At 43.9% G+C, this 20,669-nt stretch carries 16 protein-coding genes and 1 pseudogene; 7 read left to right on the plus strand and 10 right to left on the minus strand.

Going from position 1 to position 20,669, the window contains the following annotated elements:
* Nucleotides 1-15: 15 nt before the first annotated feature.
* The 4 genes from ACBP55_RS24775 to ACBP55_RS24790 all read right to left on the minus strand — a co-directional run bounded on the left by ACBP55_RS24775 (nt 16) and on the right by ACBP55_RS24790 (nt 3,208).
* The gene (locus ACBP55_RS24775) at nt 16-660 is read right to left on the minus strand and encodes a chromate transporter (protein ID WP_464645553.1); all 645 of its coding nucleotides are present in this window, start codon (nt 658-660) and stop codon (nt 16-18) included.
* A 256-nt stretch (nt 661-916) separates the two neighbouring features.
* Nucleotides 917-1,501 (minus strand): YitT family protein, encoded by a 585-nt coding sequence (locus ACBP55_RS24780; protein WP_464645554.1) that lies wholly within the window; start codon nt 1,499-1,501, stop codon nt 917-919.
* A 169-nt stretch (nt 1,502-1,670) separates the two neighbouring features.
* Nucleotides 1,671-2,153, minus strand: coding sequence for a YhcN/YlaJ family sporulation lipoprotein (locus ACBP55_RS24785; RefSeq protein WP_464645555.1), 483 nt, complete (start codon nt 2,151-2,153; stop codon nt 1,671-1,673).
* 125 nt (nt 2,154-2,278) lie between these two features.
* The gene (locus ACBP55_RS24790; protein ID WP_464645556.1) at nt 2,279-3,208 is read right to left on the minus strand and encodes a DMT family transporter; all 930 of its coding nucleotides are present in this window, start codon (nt 3,206-3,208) and stop codon (nt 2,279-2,281) included.
* A 225-nt stretch (nt 3,209-3,433) separates the two neighbouring features.
* Here ACBP55_RS24790 and ACBP55_RS24795 point away from each other — a divergent pair, with 225 nt between their 5' ends.
* The 4 genes from ACBP55_RS24795 (at nt 3,434) to ACBP55_RS24810 (ending at nt 7,384) form a co-directional block, all read left to right on the plus strand.
* Entirely contained in the window at nt 3,434-4,837 is a 1,404-nt protein-coding gene (locus ACBP55_RS24795) for a spore germination protein (RefSeq protein ID WP_464645557.1), read from the plus strand.
* Nucleotides 4,838-4,848: 11 nt separating this feature from the next.
* Nucleotides 4,849-5,937, plus strand: a complete 1,089-nt coding sequence (locus ACBP55_RS24800; RefSeq protein WP_464645558.1) for a GerAB/ArcD/ProY family transporter — start codon at nt 4,849-4,851, stop codon at nt 5,935-5,937.
* Nucleotides 5,930-7,051: a Ger(x)C family spore germination protein gene (locus tag ACBP55_RS24805; RefSeq protein WP_464645559.1), complete on the plus strand. Its 1,122-nt coding sequence runs from the start codon at nt 5,930-5,932 to the stop codon at nt 7,049-7,051. The genes ACBP55_RS24800 and ACBP55_RS24805 overlap by 8 nt, the downstream gene beginning before the upstream one ends.
* A 114-nt stretch (nt 7,052-7,165) precedes the next feature.
* On the plus strand, nt 7,166-7,384 hold the full coding sequence (locus tag ACBP55_RS24810) for a hypothetical protein (RefSeq protein WP_464645560.1): 219 nt from the start codon (nt 7,166-7,168) through the stop codon (nt 7,382-7,384).
* On the opposite strand, the gene ACBP55_RS24815 is transcribed toward ACBP55_RS24810, so the two are convergent.
* The 3 genes and pseudogenes from ACBP55_RS24815 to ACBP55_RS24825 all read right to left on the minus strand — a co-directional run bounded on the left by ACBP55_RS24815 (nt 7,381) and on the right by ACBP55_RS24825 (nt 10,519).
* On the minus strand, nt 7,381-7,857 hold the full coding sequence (locus ACBP55_RS24815; RefSeq protein WP_464645561.1) for a hypothetical protein: 477 nt from the start codon (nt 7,855-7,857) through the stop codon (nt 7,381-7,383). The genes ACBP55_RS24810 and ACBP55_RS24815 overlap by 4 nt on opposite strands.
* Nucleotides 7,858-7,977: 120 nt before the next feature.
* Nucleotides 7,978-9,430 (minus strand): annotated as a pseudogene (gene katA, locus ACBP55_RS24820) (catalase KatA).
* A gap of 207 nt (nt 9,431-9,637) precedes the next feature.
* Entirely contained in the window at nt 9,638-10,519 is an 882-nt protein-coding gene (locus ACBP55_RS24825) for an NAD(P)-dependent oxidoreductase (RefSeq protein ID WP_464645562.1), read from the minus strand.
* 383 nt (nt 10,520-10,902) lie between these two features.
* On the opposite strand from ACBP55_RS24825, the gene ACBP55_RS24830 reads away from it, so the two are divergent.
* The gene (locus ACBP55_RS24830) at nt 10,903-12,432 is read left to right on the plus strand and encodes an MDR family MFS transporter (RefSeq protein WP_464645563.1); all 1,530 of its coding nucleotides are present in this window, start codon (nt 10,903-10,905) and stop codon (nt 12,430-12,432) included.
* 67 nt (nt 12,433-12,499) lie between these two features.
* Here ACBP55_RS24830 and lacZ read toward each other — a convergent pair whose 3' ends face one another.
* A complete protein-coding gene (gene lacZ, locus ACBP55_RS24835; protein ID WP_464645564.1) occupies nt 12,500-15,643 on the minus strand; it encodes a beta-galactosidase, LacZ type in 3,144 nt (1,047 codons plus the stop codon).
* A 135-nt stretch (nt 15,644-15,778) separates the two neighbouring features.
* On the opposite strand from lacZ, the gene ACBP55_RS24840 reads away from it, so the two are divergent.
* Together ACBP55_RS24840 and ACBP55_RS24845 are read left to right on the plus strand one after the other, a co-directional pair.
* Entirely contained in the window at nt 15,779-16,639 is an 861-nt protein-coding gene (locus tag ACBP55_RS24840) for an AraC family transcriptional regulator (protein ID WP_464645565.1), read from the plus strand.
* Between the two features lie 102 nt (nt 16,640-16,741).
* Nucleotides 16,742-18,661: a PAS domain S-box protein gene (locus tag ACBP55_RS24845; RefSeq protein WP_464645566.1), complete on the plus strand. Its 1,920-nt coding sequence runs from the start codon at nt 16,742-16,744 to the stop codon at nt 18,659-18,661.
* Between the two features lie 252 nt (nt 18,662-18,913).
* Here ACBP55_RS24845 and ACBP55_RS24850 read toward each other — a convergent pair whose 3' ends face one another.
* Nucleotides 18,914-20,047: a response regulator gene (locus ACBP55_RS24850; protein WP_464645567.1), complete on the minus strand. Its 1,134-nt coding sequence runs from the start codon at nt 20,045-20,047 to the stop codon at nt 18,914-18,916.
* A gap of 10 nt (nt 20,048-20,057) precedes the next feature.
* Entirely contained in the window at nt 20,058-20,651 is a 594-nt protein-coding gene (locus ACBP55_RS24855) for a chemotaxis protein CheB (RefSeq protein ID WP_464645568.1), read from the minus strand.
* Nucleotides 20,652-20,669: the final 18 nt, after the last annotated feature.

Raw genomic sequence — 20,669 nt, forward strand, 5'->3', positions numbered from 1 at the left:
AATCCACCTCAATCCTCAAATCCCGTCTGCGATGAAATAGTCGGCAGGACGATTGCTTTTGTCCACTGCCATAGCGTCTTCTTGCTTCTTGATTGGACTCTTCATTCCCCAGTGTTGTTTCAAGAAAACAACGACAATCCCAACCAATAGGCCGAATATAACCATTAAAATGGGGGATATCGGTAGGAAGAGCAGCAGAAGCACGGTGCCAACTGCCGCTGTTAGTGTCATTTTATCTATAATCGAGGATTTCGCCATTTTGTAAGCAGCGGCAGCGATTAATCCTACGATAGCGGCATGGATGCCTTCCATAATAGCTTGCATTTTCGGATAACTTTGAAGGAATGTATAGATGATGCTAAGCAGTATCACAATAATAAAAGAAGGAAGCGTAATGCCGACGACGGCTGCTACCGCTCCTCTTATCCCTGCCAAATGATATCCAACTAAAGCTGATACATTAACGCCAATACCACCCGGAGCGGCACCTGAAATAGCAAGAAGTTCCGACATCTCATCGTCAGTCATCCACTTGTTCGTTACGACAACTTCTCTTTGGATTGCAGGAAGCATGGCATAACCACCACCGAATGTGAGTGGGCTGATACGAAGAAACGTCCAAAAAATACGTAGTAATTGACGAAAGTTATTCATCGGCATGTTGGTAGACCTCCCCTGCACTTAATTCTATTTTGAACTAAAGACAGCTTGTTGTCCAATCAAAAGATTTAATCCCTTCTCACATTATCGCTTATAATGCAGGATGTATGTCTAACTCAATCCCGATTATCCCGATTATTATGCTAAGTTTAATTTATTTTGGTTGAAAGGTGATCTCTTACCGCTTTATCGATGAAGACAAAAAAAATGCGTACTCTACAGTTGTAGGGGACGCATTTTGGGGTGCACTCCAGTGCTATTTCAATTTCATCGTACAAAAACTAGTCGCTAAACCGCCTGCGGTAATTGTAAGGATGGAAAGCAGGAATGTTTCAGCCGACAGCAGTAGTCCTCCAAGGCTGATAATCACACCATCGGTGATAAAAATAATGATCCCCACATTGATCGGAACCCATTTTGAGAAATATTGAGCCAGCAAGTCCGTTCCTCCGGTACTCGTTTCATAACGCAGCATGATTCCTATTCCAGTACCCACAATAAATCCGCCGATCACGGAGCTGCTGAATGATGTTAAATCCACATAATATAAGAAAAGTCCACTGTATGGCCCTAGGAAATCGATCACGAATGAAGAAAAGAACAATCCATAAATACTGTTGTAAAACATGTCACTGTAATGAAACCAAACCAATATGAAGATAGGAACGCTGCACAAAAACATAATAAGTCCCACTTTGAGTCCAAATAAATAATGGATAATAAGAGCAATTCCAATAAGCCCGCCATCCAGTATCTTATAAGGCATCAGAAAAAAATTGATACCTATTGCGATCAGTAAACTTCCCAAAATGATTGCTGCATGCTTTTGTAACGAAGGCAAACAAACCAGCTCCTGTAAAAGGCTTGTCTGATTCATATGCTGTTAAGAGAAATAAAAGAATATAATCTTTTTGTAGAGACGAACATACTGACCGAGCCCAGCCCGAAAAAGCAGCAGGCAGCCGGTCAAAATGCCGGCTGCCTGCTCATAAACCATCCCTGATAAGAAATTATTTGGCGGTCGGGAAAACCCTAGCTACGATCTCTTTAAACTGGTCAACAAAACCGGCAACAGGCCTTCCTTGTTGAACATCAAGTACATAAGTATTGAAGCGGTTTACCAAATCTGGATTCGTTGAAACGTAAACATTCTGGATATTTGGATCCGTTGCCTTGACTTGATTGGCAATTTGATCTTCAATATCACGCGTTAATTGTTGATCGTTTTTTAGCACAGCTGCAACATAGGCATTTCTTTTGGTCACCAGAACATTTGTTTGTTTTACTGTGCCTAGCTCTACAATTTTAGCTGCCGCTACTTTCGCTATTTGGATGCGATTATCCTCATTCACTGGTTGTTGAACTTGCTGCTGTTTAATTGGTGCATTTTGCTGGTTTTGGGTATTTGGTTTAGCAGCACAGCCCGATAGTAATATGGACATGGTCGCTGCGGTTAAAATCAAAACTTTATAAGAACCTTTAGTTACTAACATCGTACACCCCTTATTTGTTTTATTCTTTATGTGATTGTGGTTAGTATGCTTTACCGATCACTTTCATATTCATTTCAATCATTTGGAGTAAATCGATTCATGAAAAAAACCTAGCGAAAGCTCCGCTAGGTTTTTGCTATCTCTATTCTTGCGCCTTTTGTTTGCCGTTTCTTTATTGCATAATTCGTGATGTACACCCCAACAATGATCCATATGGCACCTAAAAGATGATACATCCTTAACGATTCCCCGGTAAAAGCTGTTGCAAAAATGGCACTGAACATCGGAATTAAATTTAGAAAACCCGCGCAGCGCTGCGGTCCAGCCAGCTCAATTGCTCGATTCCAACTCAAGAAGGCTACAATCGAAGCAAACAAACCAATATAAATAAGACCTGTTACAAGCGGTGGACTCCAATCAACGTGTGGCGACTTCCACGCCCATTCCACGGCTGAAAGCGGAAGAAGCAGCAGTAAGGCCACAGTTATTTGAATTAGTAAAAAAGGACTGGATGGGAAGCGTCCTGACATTTTTTTCATACCTACCGAATATAAAGACCAACACAGAACGGCCATTAGCATGAACAAGTCGCCTTTGTTAAATGAAAGACTCAGCAGCGCCGATACACTCCCTCGACTAATAATCCAGCTTACACCAGCCATGGACACCAAAATCCCTGGTAAAGCCGACCACGCGAACCGCTCTTTCATAACTAACCAGGTTAGAAGCACAACCATGATTGGCGTGGCCGAATTCATTAACGAAGCATTAATCGAACCCGTATATTGGACGGCCACATAGGTTAAGGTATTGAATCCGGCAACACCGTTTGCGGACAGAAAAAGGATCATTTTCCAGCTGCGGAGAAATTCAGCTCTTAACAGCCAAGCTTGCCTTCCGAAGAATGGAAGAAGACAAAGAAAAGCAATACTCCAACGGCATGCAGCTAGTGTAATCGGTGGAATGTGAAGGACAAGCGCCTTGCCAGCAACAAAATTGCCTCCCCATATACATGTGGCGAGAACTAGCAGAATGTAGGGGGAATGTTTGATCATATCGATTCGAGCTCCTTTTTTGAATAACTCTTGGTTCATTCACTTCATCACATATTCATTCACCATGATAACATAGGATTCAACCTACTAGGCGATGTATGGAAAATAAGACGCTTCGTTGGGATATTTTCCGTGAACTCGCATAGTGCATTCGAAAAAGAAACATAATAAAGAATGGAAATATTGGGTAATCCATATCCACAGCGAGAGAGGAGAACGGTAAGCATGAACGGAGATTTGAAGAGTGATCCTAATCTGTTAGAGCAAACGCTGCAATTGCTCAGCGATTGCTCGGATTTATCTCATCTGCATCTCCCGCTTCAGCAAATCGATATCCTATATTTCGGTCACCTTGTCAGTACAGAGGCTTTAAGAAAAGATGCCATAGAGCCTTTCAATAGGAAAGACGTTGATTTGGTCGCTACACTTAGCCAATCTTCCTATATTATTAAGCTGCAAGCAAGCGAACTTGTTACAGGCATTTTGGCTGGAAATATCGCTATTTACTATAAAAGTAGAGGTTACTTGCACGAAGCTTACGCGCCTGAATCTCGATCCATTCAAAATTCAGAGACAGAAAGCGTCATTAATGGTCCTATGGACTCTTTCACCGAGTCGCTAAGCACAAATTTGTCTTTGATACGGAGGCGTATCAAGGACCCTGGTTTAAAAGCAATCACCTACACGATCGGTACAAGAACAGGAACGACGATGGTTCTCCTTTATTTAGAGGAACTTGCAGAACCGGCGCATGTGCAAAAGTTAAGCGAAATGATTGAAAACCTTGATATCCAAACGATCTATGATACGAATACACTTACGCAACATTTAACGCCTAACAAACTAGCGATATTTCCGCAATTCCTAACAAGCGTTCGACCTGATCATATGGCAGACAAGCTGACAAGCGGCAAAATAGTGGGGCTGCTTGACGGGAGTCCAGTCGCTTTCAGCGCTCCAACCTCGTTTATTGAATTTTTCTCATCGCCTGACGATTATTATCAGCCATGGGCCGTTGCCTCTGCGGTTCGCATTCTACGGTTCATTGCCTTATTCATCACCCTTTGCTTCACTGCACTTTATGTATCTTTAGTTACCTATCATTATGAAATGATTCCACCGTCCCTGCTGTTAAATTTAATGGAATCCCGCAATAAAGTGCCTTTCTCGCCTCTCATAGAGGCCATTGTTATGGAAATGACGATCGAGCTGCTTCGTGAAGCAGGGGCACGTTTACCTACCAAAATCGGTCAGACCATCGGTACCGTCGGCGGGATCGTCATCGGACAAGCAGCCGTTCAGGCTGGCATTACAAGCAATATCCTCATTATCTCGGTAGCTATTTCGGCTATCGCTTCCTTCGTCATACCCAGCTATATCATGAGCTCTTCCATCCGCTTGCTCCGATTTGCGATCATTATACTGGCCGGTCTCCTCGGAAATTTCGGCCTCGTGTTTGGACTCAGCTTTATTATGATTCAACTTTCTGGTTTTAACATGTTTGGCATATCTTATTTATACCCAGTTGCACCGTCGAAACCAAGTCGTTGGTTAGAACTTATTATCCGAGCACCTATACAGATTTTGACCAAACTCAAGAAGCCCCCCACCAATAATCCAAACAAATGAAGGAGACACTCATGCGCGCTAAGCTTCCATTTTTTCAGACCACCATTATGGCAAACTTCGCTCAAACCGGTGTCGTCGTAATCAGCCTTCCTCGGCTATTATCTGAGAATATCGGTACAAATGGGTGGATAGCCTTACTTATCTGTTCGTCCGTTGCCGCTTTCAATATTCTGCTCATTTCATTCGTATATCGATTAGGTAGAGGGAAATCTATTTTCGAAATTTCACACTCGGCTTTACCAAAAATCATTTTAGTTCCTTTTTTCGGGATTCTAGCTGGATTATGGGCAATTCTAGGCAGCTTGATTGGTAAGGAATATATATTAATAATAAAATCGTTATCCTTCCCCACGCTCCATTACGCTTATTTGTATATTTTGTTTGAGATTCTTGTTTTCTTGCTTTTAACTAAGGGCATTATGAGTATCTCCAGAACAACAGTCCTATCATTTTATATCATTATTTGGATTTTTTTACTACTGATTTATGCCTATGAAGATTTTGATTTATCCCGAATGACGACCTTCTGGTTCAAGGATGCCACTCACTCCTTTAAAGGGTGGCTTGAGGTTTACATAGCCTTTCTTGGTTATGAACTTTGCCTTTTGCTATTTCCATATACGAATGAAAAAACACATTTAATCCGTGCTTTTCAAATTGCAAATCTTATATCCACATTTACTTATACGTTTACTGCATTTATTGCCTTTGGCTTTTTCAGCCTGCATCAACTTCAGCATATGAAGTATCCTGTACTCAATTTGCTCTCGTATGTGGAACTCCCCTTTGTGAGACGCATCGATGATCTCGTGTTTAATATAACTTTGTTTCGAGTTCTCATTACGAGTGTCCTATACAGTTGGGCAGCAATTGAAACGATAAAATGGCTCCTGCCAACTACAAATAAACCATGGATACCCTATGTTATTTTAGCGATTTTCCCATTAGCTTCCTTGTTTGTCATACCCTCTGCGCTTGAAAAGACAGAACATTGGTTAAGTCTGTTTGGATTATCTGAAGCTGGAGTTGCTTTCTTGCTGCCGATCTTCCTACTGGCAATCCTTTTAATTAACAAATATCGAGGGCGGAATTATGCGTAATTGGGTCTTGGTTATCTTACTATTGAGTCTCACCGGTTGTGTCGAACAAAATCGCATTGAGAAACTAGGCATGTCTGATACTGTTGCTTTGGACTCCGTGTATGAAGAGAATGGAAAACCTTCTCAAACGGATGTGACTGTTGCTATCGCCATCCCAAAAGCTGGGACTGTGGACAACCAGCAATCAGAAATTCTGCAAACCATTGCTGAATCCCCTAAAGATGGGCGGAGTAAAATGTCCCGTAAAATTAACAAAGTCCTCGTTTCAGGGCAGTTGAGAAGTATGCTGTTCGGGAAAGACTTGGCTAAACAGGGAATTTGGAAGGAACTTGATTCCTATCGCCGCGATTATACCGTTGGGGAACATTTGAAAATTGTCGTAGTTAACGGCAGTGCTGTAGACATGTTGACCCATAAATATGCACAAATTCGATCCGTCGGGAGCCACATTGATCAGTTATTAACCCAAGAGGCCAAAATCCATGAGGTTCCTGACGTATCACTCTACAGTTTCGTACGCGACTATTATGACGATGGTACCGATCCAATCGCTCCTATGCTTATTGTGAAAGGTGATAATGTTGAAATCGACGGAATTGCCCTTTTCAAAAAGGATCGTTACATTGGCAAAATTAATGCAGAACAAACCGTACTGTTTGCTATTCTTAATAAAAGCCTAAAAATGGGTGAGTTCGAGATTACATTTATGGATAGTTCCTCAGGGCGAAAAGAAAATGCAATGATTAGTTCAATCGCAAGCAAAAGAGAAGTCATCGTTAACAAACAGGAACGTGAAAGCACCGTCCCTCAAGTCGTCATCCGTATTCGATTGAGTGGCATTATTTTAGAATACTCAGGAAAATCAACGTTCAAAAAAGCGGAAGAGCAAAAAAAATTAGATCAGGATTTGTCTGAAGCCATTCGCAAACAGTTACAAGCTATAGTTAGCCATGTGCAGCGCAGCGGCGGGGATAACTTGGGTATCGGCACTTACGTCCGCAACAGTATGAGCTATGAGAACTGGAATAATTTGAATTGGGAATCCCTTTATCCCCGAGCCGATATCCGTGTAGAAGTAGATGCCACAATTCGTGACTACGGTATGATTCGATAGCTTTTCACCCTTGGAAGCTGCATGAGCCATTCCCGACTCTTTTAACGTTAAAGTTCCTGTGCTAGAATCAGAGGAATGGATTAACGAGACAAGGTACCGGAGGTGAAAAGCCCAATGAACAAGACACTGTCAACAGATATGGAATTATTCGCGGCAGCGCTCTCTCAAGTTAGGGTAGCAGTCATTCAACATACAGCAGATGATATTCCTGTCTTCATTGCTGCAGGCGTGATCGAAAAGTATACGTCTCATTACGTAAAGATTGGCGAAACGAATTATTTGCGGGAAGAAAGTGAGTTCCGTATTGAGGAACGCTCCAACCTTTTGCCTTAATAAAAGGTCACTTCACAATAGGAACCTAGGGGAATCAATTCTTGCAAATAATCGTACATGGCCTTTTTTTCCTTATCATGAATTAATCTAATTGCATGAAAATCAAAATGAATGATACTATCTGCAGCTTGATATCTGTTATATTTTAAACGACCATACGGAAATAGTCGGTTTATCGCCTCTAAAATGCCATATTGATTCAAGTTTCTGCGCATCGCTGTTTCGACTATAGCTGCCGGTATTTCTTGCAGTTGCGGGACTTTATCGGGTTGAACCGCGCTGTAAGCCTTGATTTGAAAGTTGACATAGGGATATAAGTAACCGTTTGCATAATGCTGTAGACTTTGAACATCCTTCTCGGGCAAGTACAAATCTCCATTCCAAGCGTAGATCGTCGCTTTATGCTTTTCAGGCGTATGAATCCTTATATATCTTAAATGCGGAAAACGATTTCTTACAAGTTTCTCGGACAATAAACGAGTTCCCACCTTGATCACCTCTCCGGATTATGCCTTTCTCCTTACAGCATATGCCATAGAAAAAAGACAGCTATCCTTTTGTGGCGAAAAGGTAGCTGCCTCTCACTATTCACTTCATTCGGGTATAGATAATCCAAGACCCTCTGCCACACGGATACCATATTCGGCATCAGCCTTATAGAAATGACCAATCTGTCTGAGCTTTATTTCATCCGACTCAACAGGTTTCATCGCACCGACAATCGTTTGAACAAGACGAGTCCGTTCCTCTTCACTTAGCAGGCGATATAAATCACCCGGTTGTGTGTAATGATCATGATGATCGTAGGCAACACTGTCAGCTACTCCAGACACCTCATAGGGTGCCGGTTTATCCGCAGGCGTTTCCGTTGGTCCGCCAAAGCTGTTCGGTTCGTAATATACGGAACCTCCGCCATTGTTATCTGCACGCATTTGACCATCACGCTGATAATTATTCACTTCACTCCGCGGGCGATTGATCGGCAAAGTCTGATGATTAGCCCCTACCCGGTACCGATGTGCATCCCCATAAGCAAATAAGCGTCCTTGCAGCATTTTGTCTGGTGAAACATCAATACCTGGTACGAGCGTCCCTGGCGAAAATGTGGCTTGCTCTACCTCAGCAAAATAATTTTCTGGATTGCGATCCAGCACCATACGCCCAACTTCAATTAATGGATAGTCTTTCTGTGACCACACTTTCGTGACATCGAATGGATCAAAACGGTACGTATTCGCATCTTCCAGCGGCATAATCTGTACACATAGTTTCCAAGTCGGGAAATCGCCTTTATCAATCGCATTAAACAAATCCTCTGTATGATAATCCGGATTGTCAGACCGCAAGCTGTGCAGCCACATCTGGCGCTAAGTTCTGAACGCCTTGTTCGGTTTTAAAATGATACTTCACCCACACGCCTTCACCCTCGGCATTTACCCATTTGAACGTATGACTGCCAAATCCATGCATATGCCTCAGCGTTGCGGGAATCCCCCGATCGGACATCAAAATCGTGACCTGATGCAAAGATTCAGGAGATAATGACCAGAAATCCCAGACGGCATTTGGATTTTTCAAGTGAGTTTGAGGGTGTCTTTTCTGTGTATGAATAAAATCAGGGAACTTAATCGCATCGCGAATGAAAAATACAGGCGTATTATTGCCGACCAAGTCATAATTGCCTTCATCCGTATAAAATTTCACGGCGAATCCGCGCGGGTCCCGGACAGTGTCCGAAGAACCATTCTCCCCAGCCACGGTTGAAAAGCGAACGAACAACGGCGTGCGCTTGCCTACCTCCGAGAACAAGCTCGCTTTCGTATACTTTGTTAAATCTTGCGTGACTTCCAAATAGCCGTGTGCTCCCGCACCTTTGGCATGAACGACTCGCTCAGGTACGCGTTCCCGATTAAAGTGTGCCAGCTTCTCTAAAAGGTGGACATCCTGAATCAACGTTGGCCCCCGTGAACCCGCCGTTATCGAGTTTTGGTTGTCCCCCACAGGAGCTCCCCAGCTGGTCGTAAGCTTGTTTTTTTCCGTACTCATTTTCGATTCACCTCTTCAGTAAAATGTTGAAACACAGAGTAAAGCGCTCTCACTAGCTTACAGGATTATGTATGTGACAACCTTCCATTTCCCTTATTCATATGTATTCGAGAACCTGTCACGTTATGATGCTGCGGTTATAGCCCCTAAACCAAAAACAAGCACCCCTCACGGGATGCTTGTCTTCCTTCAAAGCCTTATTTCGAGCTACTTATCAATAAGTTTGAATAAAGCTTGAGTACCGCTGTCTTCTTCGCCGCTTGCTGCTAACTGCTCATAAAGAGATTTCGCCAATGCGAGTCCAGGCAGCTCCACTTTCATTTCCTCGGCAGATTGAAGCGCGATCTTCATATCTTTGATGAAATGCTTCACATAGAAGCCCGGAGCAAAATTCCCAGCAATGATGCGCGGAGCTAAGTTACTTAAGGACCAGCTGCCCGCCGCGCCCGACTCTATACTTTTGAGCACAGTCGAAGGATCGAGGCCTGATTTCTTCGCATATACCAGCGCCTCAACAACGCCCATCATATTACTTGCAATTGCGATTTGGTTGCACATTTTCGTATGCTGGCCTGCACCTGCTTCTCCTTGGTAAACGATGTTGGTGCCAATTTTCTGAAAAAGCGGCAGCATGGCATCAAAAGCTTCATGTGAGCCCCCAACCATAATCGATAGTCTCGCTTCTTTAGCTCCAATATCACCACCAGAAACAGGAGCATCTAGTGAAAATACTTGGCGTGCCAGTGCTTGTTCATAAATCTGTTTGGCCAGCATCGGACTAGAGGTTGTCATATCAATAACGTAGCTGCCCGGCTTAGTGTTAGAAAGGATACCATTTTCGCCTAAATAAATCTCTTCTACGTCCTTAGGGAAGCCTACCATTGTAATAATTACATCACATTGCTGCGCTAATTGACCCGGTGAATCCTGCCAGTGAGCACCCCGATCCAACAGCTCCTGTGCTTTGGATTTCGTTCGATTATATATATGTACCTCATAGCCTGCTTGAATAAAATGGCCTGCCATACTTTTCCCCATGACACCTGTTCCTACTAAGCCTACAATCGTTTGTGCCGGATTGACTACCACAATGAATGCCACCTCTCATTTTAACAGTTGCTGATTTCGAATGTTACATTCTTAAGTTATCACCGTCTGTGCATCTGGTCAAACTGACAGGAGCAAAGATTTCTAAAATCCAATCTTAGAGGTTCCAGCTTCAAGAATTGTAGTTAGATCTAGCAGAATTCCGTTCTTGCGATTTAACTGGTGTGTGTATGGATAACCTACACTTTACAGGAACTACTTTTTTTTCATCATTCCAATCTAAAAGGTGCCAAGATAGATAAAGTCTCCTACGCTTTGTAAAAAGGGTTTAAAGCCAACTTAAGTCATGTTACTATCATTTAGTGGTAACTCTTCCCATAGAAAAAATTAAATCGGATTCAGAGAAAGTGAGGAAATCAATTATTATGGCAGCGCAAAGCAAAAACAAAGGTCTAGGCATTGTCATTGCCGAACTATTGCTGGGTATCCTAATGGCAGCCATGGACAATACCATTGTAGCCACAGCCATGGGCACCATCATCGGTGAATTAGGCGGATTGGATAAATTCGTTTGGGTCACTTCGGCTTATATGGTGGCGGAAATGGCCGGCATGCCGATATTCGGCAAGTTGTCCGATATGTACGGACGCAAAAAGTTTTTCATCTTTGGTGTTATCGTGTTTATGCTTGGATCCATCCTATGCGGAACTGCAAGTTCGATTATAGAGCTAAGCATCTATCGCGCTATTCAAGGCATCGGCGGCGGCGCCATGATGCCGGTTGCTTTCACGATTATGTTCGATGCTGTTCCCATAGAAAGCCGCGGTAAGCTTGGTGGATTGTTCGGCGCCGTGTTCGGCATGTCCAGCATTTTCGGCCCACTTTTAGGTGCTTATATTACAGACTATGTGAACTGGAAATGGGTATTTTACATTAATCTGCCTCTCGGTTTAATCTCACTTGTTTTTGTCGCTTTCTTCTATCGCGAATCCGTGGAGCATTCAAAACAACGAATCGATTGGTGGGGCGCTCTTTCACTCGTTGGTGCCATCGTATCCCTCATGTTCGCTCTAGAATTAGGCGGCAAGCAATACGCTTGGAATTCATCTTTTATCCTTGGTTTATTCGCGCTGTTTGCGGTCTTAACAATCATTTTCATCTTCGTTGAGCGCCGAGCTGCCGAACCTATTATCTCTTTTGCAATGTTCAAAAATCGGTTGTATGCATCAAGCAATGCCGTTGCCATTTTTAGCGGCGCTGCTTTTATCACAGCCTCTGTCTATATTCCTATTTTCATTCAAGGTGTATTAGGAGGGACTGCCACCAATTCCGGTTTAGTACTACTTCCAATGATGTTAGGATCAGTTGTAACGGCAACTGGCGGCGGTTTCTTAATGAATAAAATGAGTTATCGCTCGATTATGATTCCAACGACCTTCCTTCTTATTGTCGGAACAGCTCTCTTGACGACATTATCGTCAGCATCCCCTCGTTGGCTCGTCACGATCTACATGGTTATTATAGGACTTGGAATCGGGGCTTCCTTCTCAGTATTAAGTAATGCTGCCATTCATCTATTCGAGACGCGGCAGCGTGGTTCAGCCTCCTCAACATTGAATTTTCTCCGCTCCTTGGGGATGACGCTGGGTATCACCGTATTTGGAATTGTTCAGAGCCATGCTTTAACGCGAAAATTGACGGATGTATTCGCAGGTCAAGGTCAAGCCGGAGCTGTAATTCCAACCGGGGACTCGCATGCGCTGCTTGATCCAGCGAAACGAATGGAGATTCCTGCACCGGTTCTCGAGAAAATCACTACCGCTTTATCGTCTTCCATCGTTCTCACTTTTGCTTGGACGGTAGTTCCTGCTGTTCTTGCCTTCATTTGTGCGATCGCGATGAGCAAGGAGAAGCTGGATCCAACTCAAGAAACGGAAGCAGCTATGTCGCATTAAGTTAAAAAAGTGCCACTTCAACTACAGCAAATCTGTAGATGAAGTGGCACTTTTCATTTCCAATTCGTTAGATGCCTTTAAACGTGAATGAGTAGGCATAGGTACGATTCGCATACAGCGTGAACTCAGGGTGTGTCCTTGCGCCCCAGCTGTCATCCCCGCCGACGCCCATCTGCTTATAATTCACCCGCAGCACGACTTTGTCGCTAGCTGGCAGCTTATACGTATGGTCATGAGCCTCTAATTCGGAAGGTAAATACGGCAGAGCATTCAATTCAACGGCTGGCAGTCCTGTAATCCGGAGACCACGCCCGTTCGCATCTGTCAGCGTCGCCCAGCGCACATCCGTTTTATTACCGCATTCCTGCGGGCGTAAATAAGGCACGAACTGCTCTTGGGCGGTACCGCTATACAAGGCGAGTTTGGCTCCCGTAGCACGGTCCCAATAGTTCTCATGCGGACCACGGCCGTACCAACTCAATTGCTGGAAGGATCGGTCTAATTGGAAGAGTACGCCAATCTCCGGAATTTCAGGTAAATGAGCTCCAGGCACGAGCTCCATAAGCACTTCTACTTCACCGCTAGGCGATACAGTGTAAACCAATTGCACCTCGGAACTTGGCTTAGTCGCTAGTTCAAATTGAACATGTACCTCGGCGCGGCCATCGCCAATCGATTTAGCTGTCAAAGATTTCAGCGTTCTTCCACTTCCCGCCTCTTGCCATGGCGCGCAGCGAATGTGATGCTGGTTGCCGCGATCATTGTCCGTATAGGCACGCCAGAAATTAGGTGCCGGGCCTGTCAGGAACAGCTCCCTTCCTTCGTACACATAAGAAGTGATATCACCTGTTGCTGCATGGAATTGAAGAGTGAAATTGCCTCCCTTGAGGCTAATTGTTTCCTTTGTTGATGCAATTTGTACAGCTTCTAAAGCAGACAAGGTCGCCGCGGATTCTTGGACAGCCTGTTCAGTTGGAGACCAAGCCTTTTTACTTACCGGAAGCAAGAACTGCTCCCAAGCGATTTCATGTCCTTTTTGCGCCCAATTCGTATCTTCTTTCAGCTGTAGACTGATCGTCAGTACGAACTCATCTTTCGGGAAAATGGTTTCCAGTTGATCTAGAGCCAACTCAATTACAGCTGATTCTCCAGGCTTTACAGTAAATTGTCCACGCTTGGCTTCACCTACAGGCTCACCATTACGTGCGATGGACCATGTCCAATCAAACTCACTCAGATCCGTAAATAAATACTGATTCGTCACTTTCACTTGGCCACTAGCAAGATCGACGGCTTCGATCTTCACATTCTGGTAGCACTTCTTCACTTCATAAATCTTTGGTGATGGCGTACGATCAGCGAAAATTAATCCGTTACCGCAGAAATTGCCATCATTCGGTGTATCTCCGAAATCGCCGCCGTAGGCTTGGTAGGTAATACCGTCTGGTGCTGTGGTTCGGATCGATTGATCGATCCAGTCCCAAATAAAGCCGCCTTGGAGAACCGGATACTTGTCAAAGAGCTCCCAATACTTAAATAAATTACCGCATGAATTCCCCATCGCATGGCTGTATTCACACAGAATAAACGGCTTCTTCGGGTTATGCTGAGCGTACTCTTCGATCTTCTCAATTCTGCTGTACATCTGACTTTCAATATCCGACGCCGCGTCGGATGCGCGGAAGAGAGTAACTCCTTCATAATGGACAACTCTCGAAGGATCGGCTTCACGCAAGAAATCGTGCATTTTAATAAAGTTATCGCCGCCAAATGACTCATTGCCTAGCGACCAAATGACAATGGAAGGATGATTCTTATCTCTTTGCATCATCGAATTCGCCCGGTCCAGGACAGCTCCCGTCCATTCCGGCTTACTTCCCGGTACAGCATCTCCTTCAACTTCTGATCCATAAGTCCAAGAGCCATGGGTCTCGAGGTTCGTTTCATCAATCACATACAGCCCATATTGGTCACATAGCTCATACCAGTGCGGGTCGTTTGGATAATGCGAGGTCCGAACTGCATTAATATTATGTTGTTTCATGAGCAAAATATCAGCAAGCATACTTGCCTTATCAACAGAACGGCCGCGATCCGTATCAAATTCATGGCGATTAACACCTTTGAACACAACTCGCTCACCATTGATCTTCATCAAACCGTCTTGGATTTCGAATTTACGGAAACCAACCTTGCAGCTTTCCGTTTCCAGGAGCGAGCCCTCTTCATCTCTTAGGCTCAAAACAAGCGTATATAGCGTTGGCTTCTCTGCGCTCCATTTTGCAGGCTGATCCACCTGAATGGAGAGCTCTACTTCTTGCTCAGCAGCGCCACTTACATTAACTTCTACGGAAAGAGGTTTGTTCCACAGCGGTTTCAACTCACTATCATATAAAACAGCTTCAACATGGCGAGTACCGCTGCTTAGTCCATCGTAATTCGTGACTTTTGCTTGAATTCGCAGTTCTGCATTCTCGAAGGCATCATCCAGATTCGTTAGCACTTTGAAATCTGCAATATGTGTTGTTGGCGTACTATACATATACACATCGCGGAAAATACCGCTTAACCGCCAGAAATCTTGATCCTCCAGCCAGCTCGCATCACTCCAACGGTAAACCTCAACAGCAAGCTTATTCTCACCCTCTGTCAAGTACGGTGTAATATCAAAATCCGCAGGTGTAAACGAATCCTGACTAAAGCCCACCAAATCACCATTTACCCACACATAAAAAGCCGATTCTACGCCTTGAAAGCTGAGGAATACGGGTTGATTAGCCCAAGCTGCCGGAACCGTAAAGCTCCGAGAATAAGAGCCAACGGGGTTATATTTTACCGGAGCAAATGGAGGCTTCAGATCTTCATGCCCCACCCAAGGATAGATGATATTCGTGTATTGTGGAAAATCGAAGCCCTGCAGCTGCCAATGGGAAGGCACGGCGATGTCCGCCCAACTGGTGCAATCATAGTCGTTCTTATAAAACTCTTGCGGGCGGCCTTGTGCATTCTCAGCAAAATGAAACTTCCAAGTTCCGTTCAAAGATTGGTAAGAATCGGATGCTTCACGAATCCCCGCAAGTGCTTCTTCTTCGGACTTGAAAGGCATCATCGTCGCGTGTGCTTCCATACGATTCAATTGAAAAATCTGAGGATTATTATTCCATTCCGGGTAACCGTTTACTGGAGGTGTATATTCGAATTTTTTAGCCATCTGTTGAATTCCTCACTTCTATTGGTTGTATAAATTTCATCAACTACCTTCTTATTGTACAAGACAATAATTTCTTTTAAAATATAAGATACTACGCATCACATATCAAAAAATGAAAGAGTGAATCTCAGTTCGATGGCAACCGACTACAGGAAATTTTTCGTCATTACAGAAACCGATCGCAAACTTCCTCTTATCCTGGAAACAGTCGGTTATGAAAATGAGCAGCAATTTTACAAACGGGAAGAAGGCTATCCCTGCTTCCATTGGCTCCAAACGATTGAAGGCAGCGGAGAGATCATCCTCGAAAACGGATCCGTCAAGCTGAGTGAGAATCAAGGCATGCTCCTGCCTGCAGGCGTCCCGCATGAATATAACATCACGACCGCAAAGTGGTCGACGTGGTATTTAACTTTCGATGGCGCACTCGCTGCCTCCATTGTCTATGCTCTAGAGATACCGTTATCCACTACAATTAGCTGGGGCATGGAAACTCCACTCGCTAGTATTCATGAGTACTATTACGAAAAGTACCGCTACAGCCATGACTTCACGGGCATGAATGGCTCACTTGAAATCTATCAATTCCTGACTCTGCTCAAAAAGCACGGCAACGTAAATAAAAGCGCATCCTTTTCCCAAAGTCATGAGCGCTTGCTGCCCCTATTGTTGGAGCTTGAGCATAGCTTCGCATCTTCCGATGTAGGACTTGGATGGATGTCGCAGTTGCTTGGCATAAGCTCTCAACATGTCAATACATTGTTCCGCAAAGCATTTGGTCTCTCTCCTTACCAATATTTACTGCAGCTGCGGCTTCAGAAATCCAAAGAATTGCTGATTGCCCAACCTAATCAAACGGTGAAACAGATCGCTGACGCGACCGGCTTCCTCGACGCTTCGCATTTCATTTCGACATTTCGCAAATCCGTCGGTTTGACGCCCGAAGTTTTCAGAAATCAATACAGCAAAAAGAATCTTTCGGAAGATTTCCGTTAGTTCGACTGCCTACATGACAATCTGACATTCTGACATTCGTTTTCGTTTTCGTTTCAAAAAAAGCTTATGATGGGTATATATGGGTAAAATGATTGGGGGCTAATGATGAGCAGCTTACAACTCGATAAGCATCATTTTTACGAGCAGATGGTTCAGTTTTCTCCTCATGGGATTGCTTGTTTGTCCTTAAATGGCTCCCTACTGAAAGTGAATCCCGCATTTGGTTCGATTCTTGGGTATTCGGCAGATGAGCTCGAGAAGCTTAATATTCGTGAAATCACTTACCCTGAAGATTGGCTCCCCTACTCGGATCAAGTTCAAAACTTGATAGATCGTCTTGCTGCTTCTTTTACCATGGAGATCCGATATTTGCACAAGAATGGCGACATCATTTGGACATCCGTCCAACTCACATTCGTTTGCGATATTCAAACCGGGCACCCTCTTTATGGTATCGTTCATTTGACGGATATTTCGGAACTCAAGTCCGTGGAACAAAAGCTTCAAGAGTCTATTGATCGGTATACCCCTCTGAAAATGCACACGCATGATGCCGTCATTTCGCTTGATTTGGACGGAATTATTGTCAATGGCAATACGCGGGCACAGGAGTTGTTAGGCTTTTACAACAATGAATTCGTTGGAATGCCTTTTTCCAGATTTGTCGGCAAAAACAATGTGAAACAAATCCTTAACGACTCCCTATTAGATGCTTCCATGGAAAAGAAGATTGACCATATCCGCCAAATAAACGGTCATATTGTTGAAGTACTGACGACGATTGCTCCCATCATCATGAACGAAATGAATGTTGGGTTCTATATCATAGCCAAGGACATGACTGAGCAGAAGAAACTAATGATTGAGAAGGAAACAGCTGAGAATACGAATAAAGCGAAGAGTGAGTTTCTGGCGATGATGAGCCATGAGATTCGGACGCCGATGAATGGCGTTATCGGAATGACGGACCTTCTACTGCAAACAACAACGTTAGACGAAGAACAAAAAGCGTACGTCGAGATTATTCATAAGAGCGGTGAAACGCTGCTTCGTATCATTAATGATATTTTAGACTTCTCCAAAATCGAATCCGGTAAAACAGAATTACACGATTTCCCTTTCAATATACGAGATACGATCTCTGAAACGTTTCATATTTTATCGACCAAAGCGGATGAAAAGCAGTTATCCACGACATTTACAGTAGATCCCAATGTTCCCCACTCTTTGGTTGGTGATTCGGAACGGTTGAAGCAGGTACTTATCAATTTGGTTGGCAATGCGATCAAGTTTACACCATTCGGCGGGATCTCCGTGTACGTCAATAAACGTGTACAAGAAGATCATGTCATACAACTGGAATTCATTGTGAAAGATAGCGGGATCGGCATTCCAGCTGATAAAAGAAGCTATATCTTTGAACCTTTCAATCAAGTCGATCATGTGATGACTCGCAAATATGAGGGTACAGGGCTTGGCTTGGCGATTACAAAAAAGTTGGTTCGACTCATGGGAGGAGATATTTGGGTAGAGCCTGCCGACGACCCAGGTACAACGATCATCTTCACGCTTTGTCTTAAAGAGGATCATCATTCAAATGAATACCAGGGTCATACAAATGAAGGTAGGGCGCATGCTTCCCTGCACATACTTATCGCCGAAGACAATGCCATCAATCAATTTGTTTTAATTAAAATGCTAGAGAAACAGGGGCATCTCATCACAGTTGCTGCTAACGGAGAAGAAGCCGTGAAGTGCGCCTTAAGAGACCGTTTTGATATAATCTTTATGGATCTCCACATGCCGATCATTAATGGATTAGATGCAACCGCAATCATTAAACAATCACTCCCGCCAGAACGATGTCCCCTGATCGTCGCTGTAACGGCCAACGCCTTAAAAGAAGATCGCGAAAGCTGCCTCGCTGCAGGCATGGATGATTATTTGAGCAAACCGATCAAAAATAAGTCTCTTCTCGATATTATCGAGACCTATATGGAGAACAAACAACTAACGAGCTAAGGGTGGGGAATCCAAGGGGTTTACTCCTGAATGTTGTACGTTGTACAACTCCAAACGTATAACAAAATAAGGCATCTACGTTCCGCGAAAATCTAGTGTGCCCGATTCGGATTGAATTTCAGATGCAGATATGTGGACAAAAAAACCGCCGCGGCGGTTTGGATGTGTGTGGGTTTGGATGTGTTCCCCATAGAATAGCATTTGAAAACCCCTGAGTTAAACCAATGGCTTCACATGACAGACTGTTTTGTTTTAAAAACCTTGAGAAATCGGCAGATACACACGAAAAGTTGTACCTTCCCCGAGTATGCTTTCCACTTCCATGAGGCCATCGTGCCTCTCGATGATTTTCTGCACAGTGGCAAGTCCTAGACCGGTACCTTCGTAGGCTTTGGCATTGTCCAGCCGTTTGAAGGGAGTGAAAATAGACGGGATGTCCTCTTTTTCCATACCAATGCCATTATCTTGGATGTGAATGACGAAGGTATCCGGTTCATATCCTTCCAATAAGGAAATCTGAATAATCGGCGATTGTTCCTTCCTACGATACTTTAGTCCGTTTGCGATAATATTTTGAAACAGCTGGTACATTTGCGTAGCATCCGCTTGAATAATTGGAAGCCTGTCTTGCATGAGGATTTGTCCATCATTTTGTTCGATTGTGCTGCTTAGATCCGAAATCACGTTCGTCACGACGTCATTCAAATCTACATTTCCAAAAGTAGCCGATTTCGCATTTAACTGGGCATACGAGAGCAAATCCGTGATCAAGTGGTTCATCCGCTCAGCGGTCGCTGAAATTTGATTCATGTATTCTTTGCCTTTTGGCGTCATATCCGCACTATGTCTTGCTATAAGCAGCTCGCTCAACCCCGTAATCACATTCAGCGGATTTTTCAAATCATGCGAAACGACCTGCGCGAACTCCCTTAGGCTCTCGTTGCTGCGCTCAAGCTCCGATTGAATGGCCTCCAGCTCTTTATTTCTTCGATTGAGCTCTAGAAATATTTTCACTTTGCTGAGAAGAATATCGGCATTGACTGGCTTGAACAAGTAATCCACAGCGCCGCTCTCATAGCCTTTGAATACGCTTTGATCCTCTTTATTACTGGCCGTCACAAAAATGATGGGAATATGCTTCGTTTCCTCGTTGCTTCGCAGCAGCTCCGCAAGCTCAAAGCCATCCATTTCCGGCATATTTACATCAAGTAAAATAAGCGCAAAGTCATGGCGCAGAGTATGAGATAAGGCTTCATTGCCTGATTGGACGACATACACATCACAATGGAGCACTTGCAGAATTTTTTGCATAGCGAATAAATTTTCTTTTCGATCATCAACGACTAAAATTTTCGGCGCCTGATGCCTATTTTTCTGAGTATCCATATAGGCCCTCCTAATCCTTAAAATGATGGATTCGTTCGAGATCATGCAATTGTCTCAGATACTTTCCTATGTCTTCTAAGGACAAAATATAATCAACCTTTACTGTGTCTAAAGCTGCTTGTGGCATGACAGGGAACTCCGCTGTTTCAGGGTCCTGCACAATCGTTATGCCTCCACTCTCCTTGATCGTCAGGAGTCCGGCACTGCCATCTCGGTTGGCTCCTGTTAAGACAACACCTACACAACCCTCTTGGAAGGCAAACGCTGCACTATCAAACAAAACGTCAATCGAAGGACGCGAATAATTGACTTTAGGATCAATGGAAAGGCTTAACGAGCGATCATCTTCAATGAGCAAATGATAACCAGGAGGTGCGAGATAAACGTGATTCGGCTGAATGGCCTCTTTATCTATCGCTTCTTTGACGTGTATAGCCACTTGCGTATTTAAATATTCAGCTAAATAGCTGTCGCTGCTCTCCAAGATATGCTGTACGATGATAATCGGTAATCTGTAGTCAGACGGGAGATAGGATAACAGACGCGAAAGTGCCTTAAGCCCGCCTGCCGATACCCCCATAACAACAGCTTCCAATGGGCGCATGGACTCTAATCCCCCTCC

It is taken from the genome of Paenibacillus sp. WG02, assembly GCF_055396115.1.

Bases quoted from the DNA above. Each gene is read 5' to 3' on its own strand.
- ACBP55_RS24775 (WP_464645553.1), bottom strand. From the start codon at position 660: ATGCCGATGAATAACTTTCGTCAATTACTACGTATTTTTTGGACGTTT.
- ACBP55_RS24785 (WP_464645555.1), bottom strand. From the start codon at position 2,153: ATGTTAGTAACTAAAGGTTCTTATAAAGTTTTGATTTTAACCGCAGCG.
- ACBP55_RS24790 (WP_464645556.1), bottom strand. From the start codon at position 3,208: ATGATCAAACATTCCCCCTACATTCTGCTAGTTCTCGCCACATGTATA.
- ACBP55_RS24795 (WP_464645557.1), top strand. From the start codon at position 3,434: ATGAACGGAGATTTGAAGAGTGATCCTAATCTGTTAGAGCAAACGCTG.
- ACBP55_RS24800 (WP_464645558.1), top strand. From the start codon at position 4,849: ATGCGCGCTAAGCTTCCATTTTTTCAGACCACCATTATGGCAAACTTC.
- ACBP55_RS24805 (WP_464645559.1), top strand. From the start codon at position 5,930: ATGCGTAATTGGGTCTTGGTTATCTTACTATTGAGTCTCACCGGTTGT.
- ACBP55_RS24810 (WP_464645560.1), top strand. From the start codon at position 7,166: ATGAACAAGACACTGTCAACAGATATGGAATTATTCGCGGCAGCGCTC.
- ACBP55_RS24830 (WP_464645563.1), top strand. From the start codon at position 10,903: ATGGCAGCGCAAAGCAAAAACAAAGGTCTAGGCATTGTCATTGCCGAA.
- lacZ (WP_464645564.1), bottom strand. From the start codon at position 15,643: ATGGCTAAAAAATTCGAATATACACCTCCAGTAAACGGTTACCCGGAA.
- ACBP55_RS24840 (WP_464645565.1), top strand. From the start codon at position 15,779: ATGGCAACCGACTACAGGAAATTTTTCGTCATTACAGAAACCGATCGC.
- ACBP55_RS24845 (WP_464645566.1), top strand. From the start codon at position 16,742: ATGATGAGCAGCTTACAACTCGATAAGCATCATTTTTACGAGCAGATG.
- ACBP55_RS24850 (WP_464645567.1), bottom strand. From the start codon at position 20,047: ATGGATACTCAGAAAAATAGGCATCAGGCGCCGAAAATTTTAGTCGTT.
- ACBP55_RS24855 (WP_464645568.1), bottom strand. From the start codon at position 20,651: ATGCGCCCATTGGAAGCTGTTGTTATGGGGGTATCGGCAGGCGGGCTT.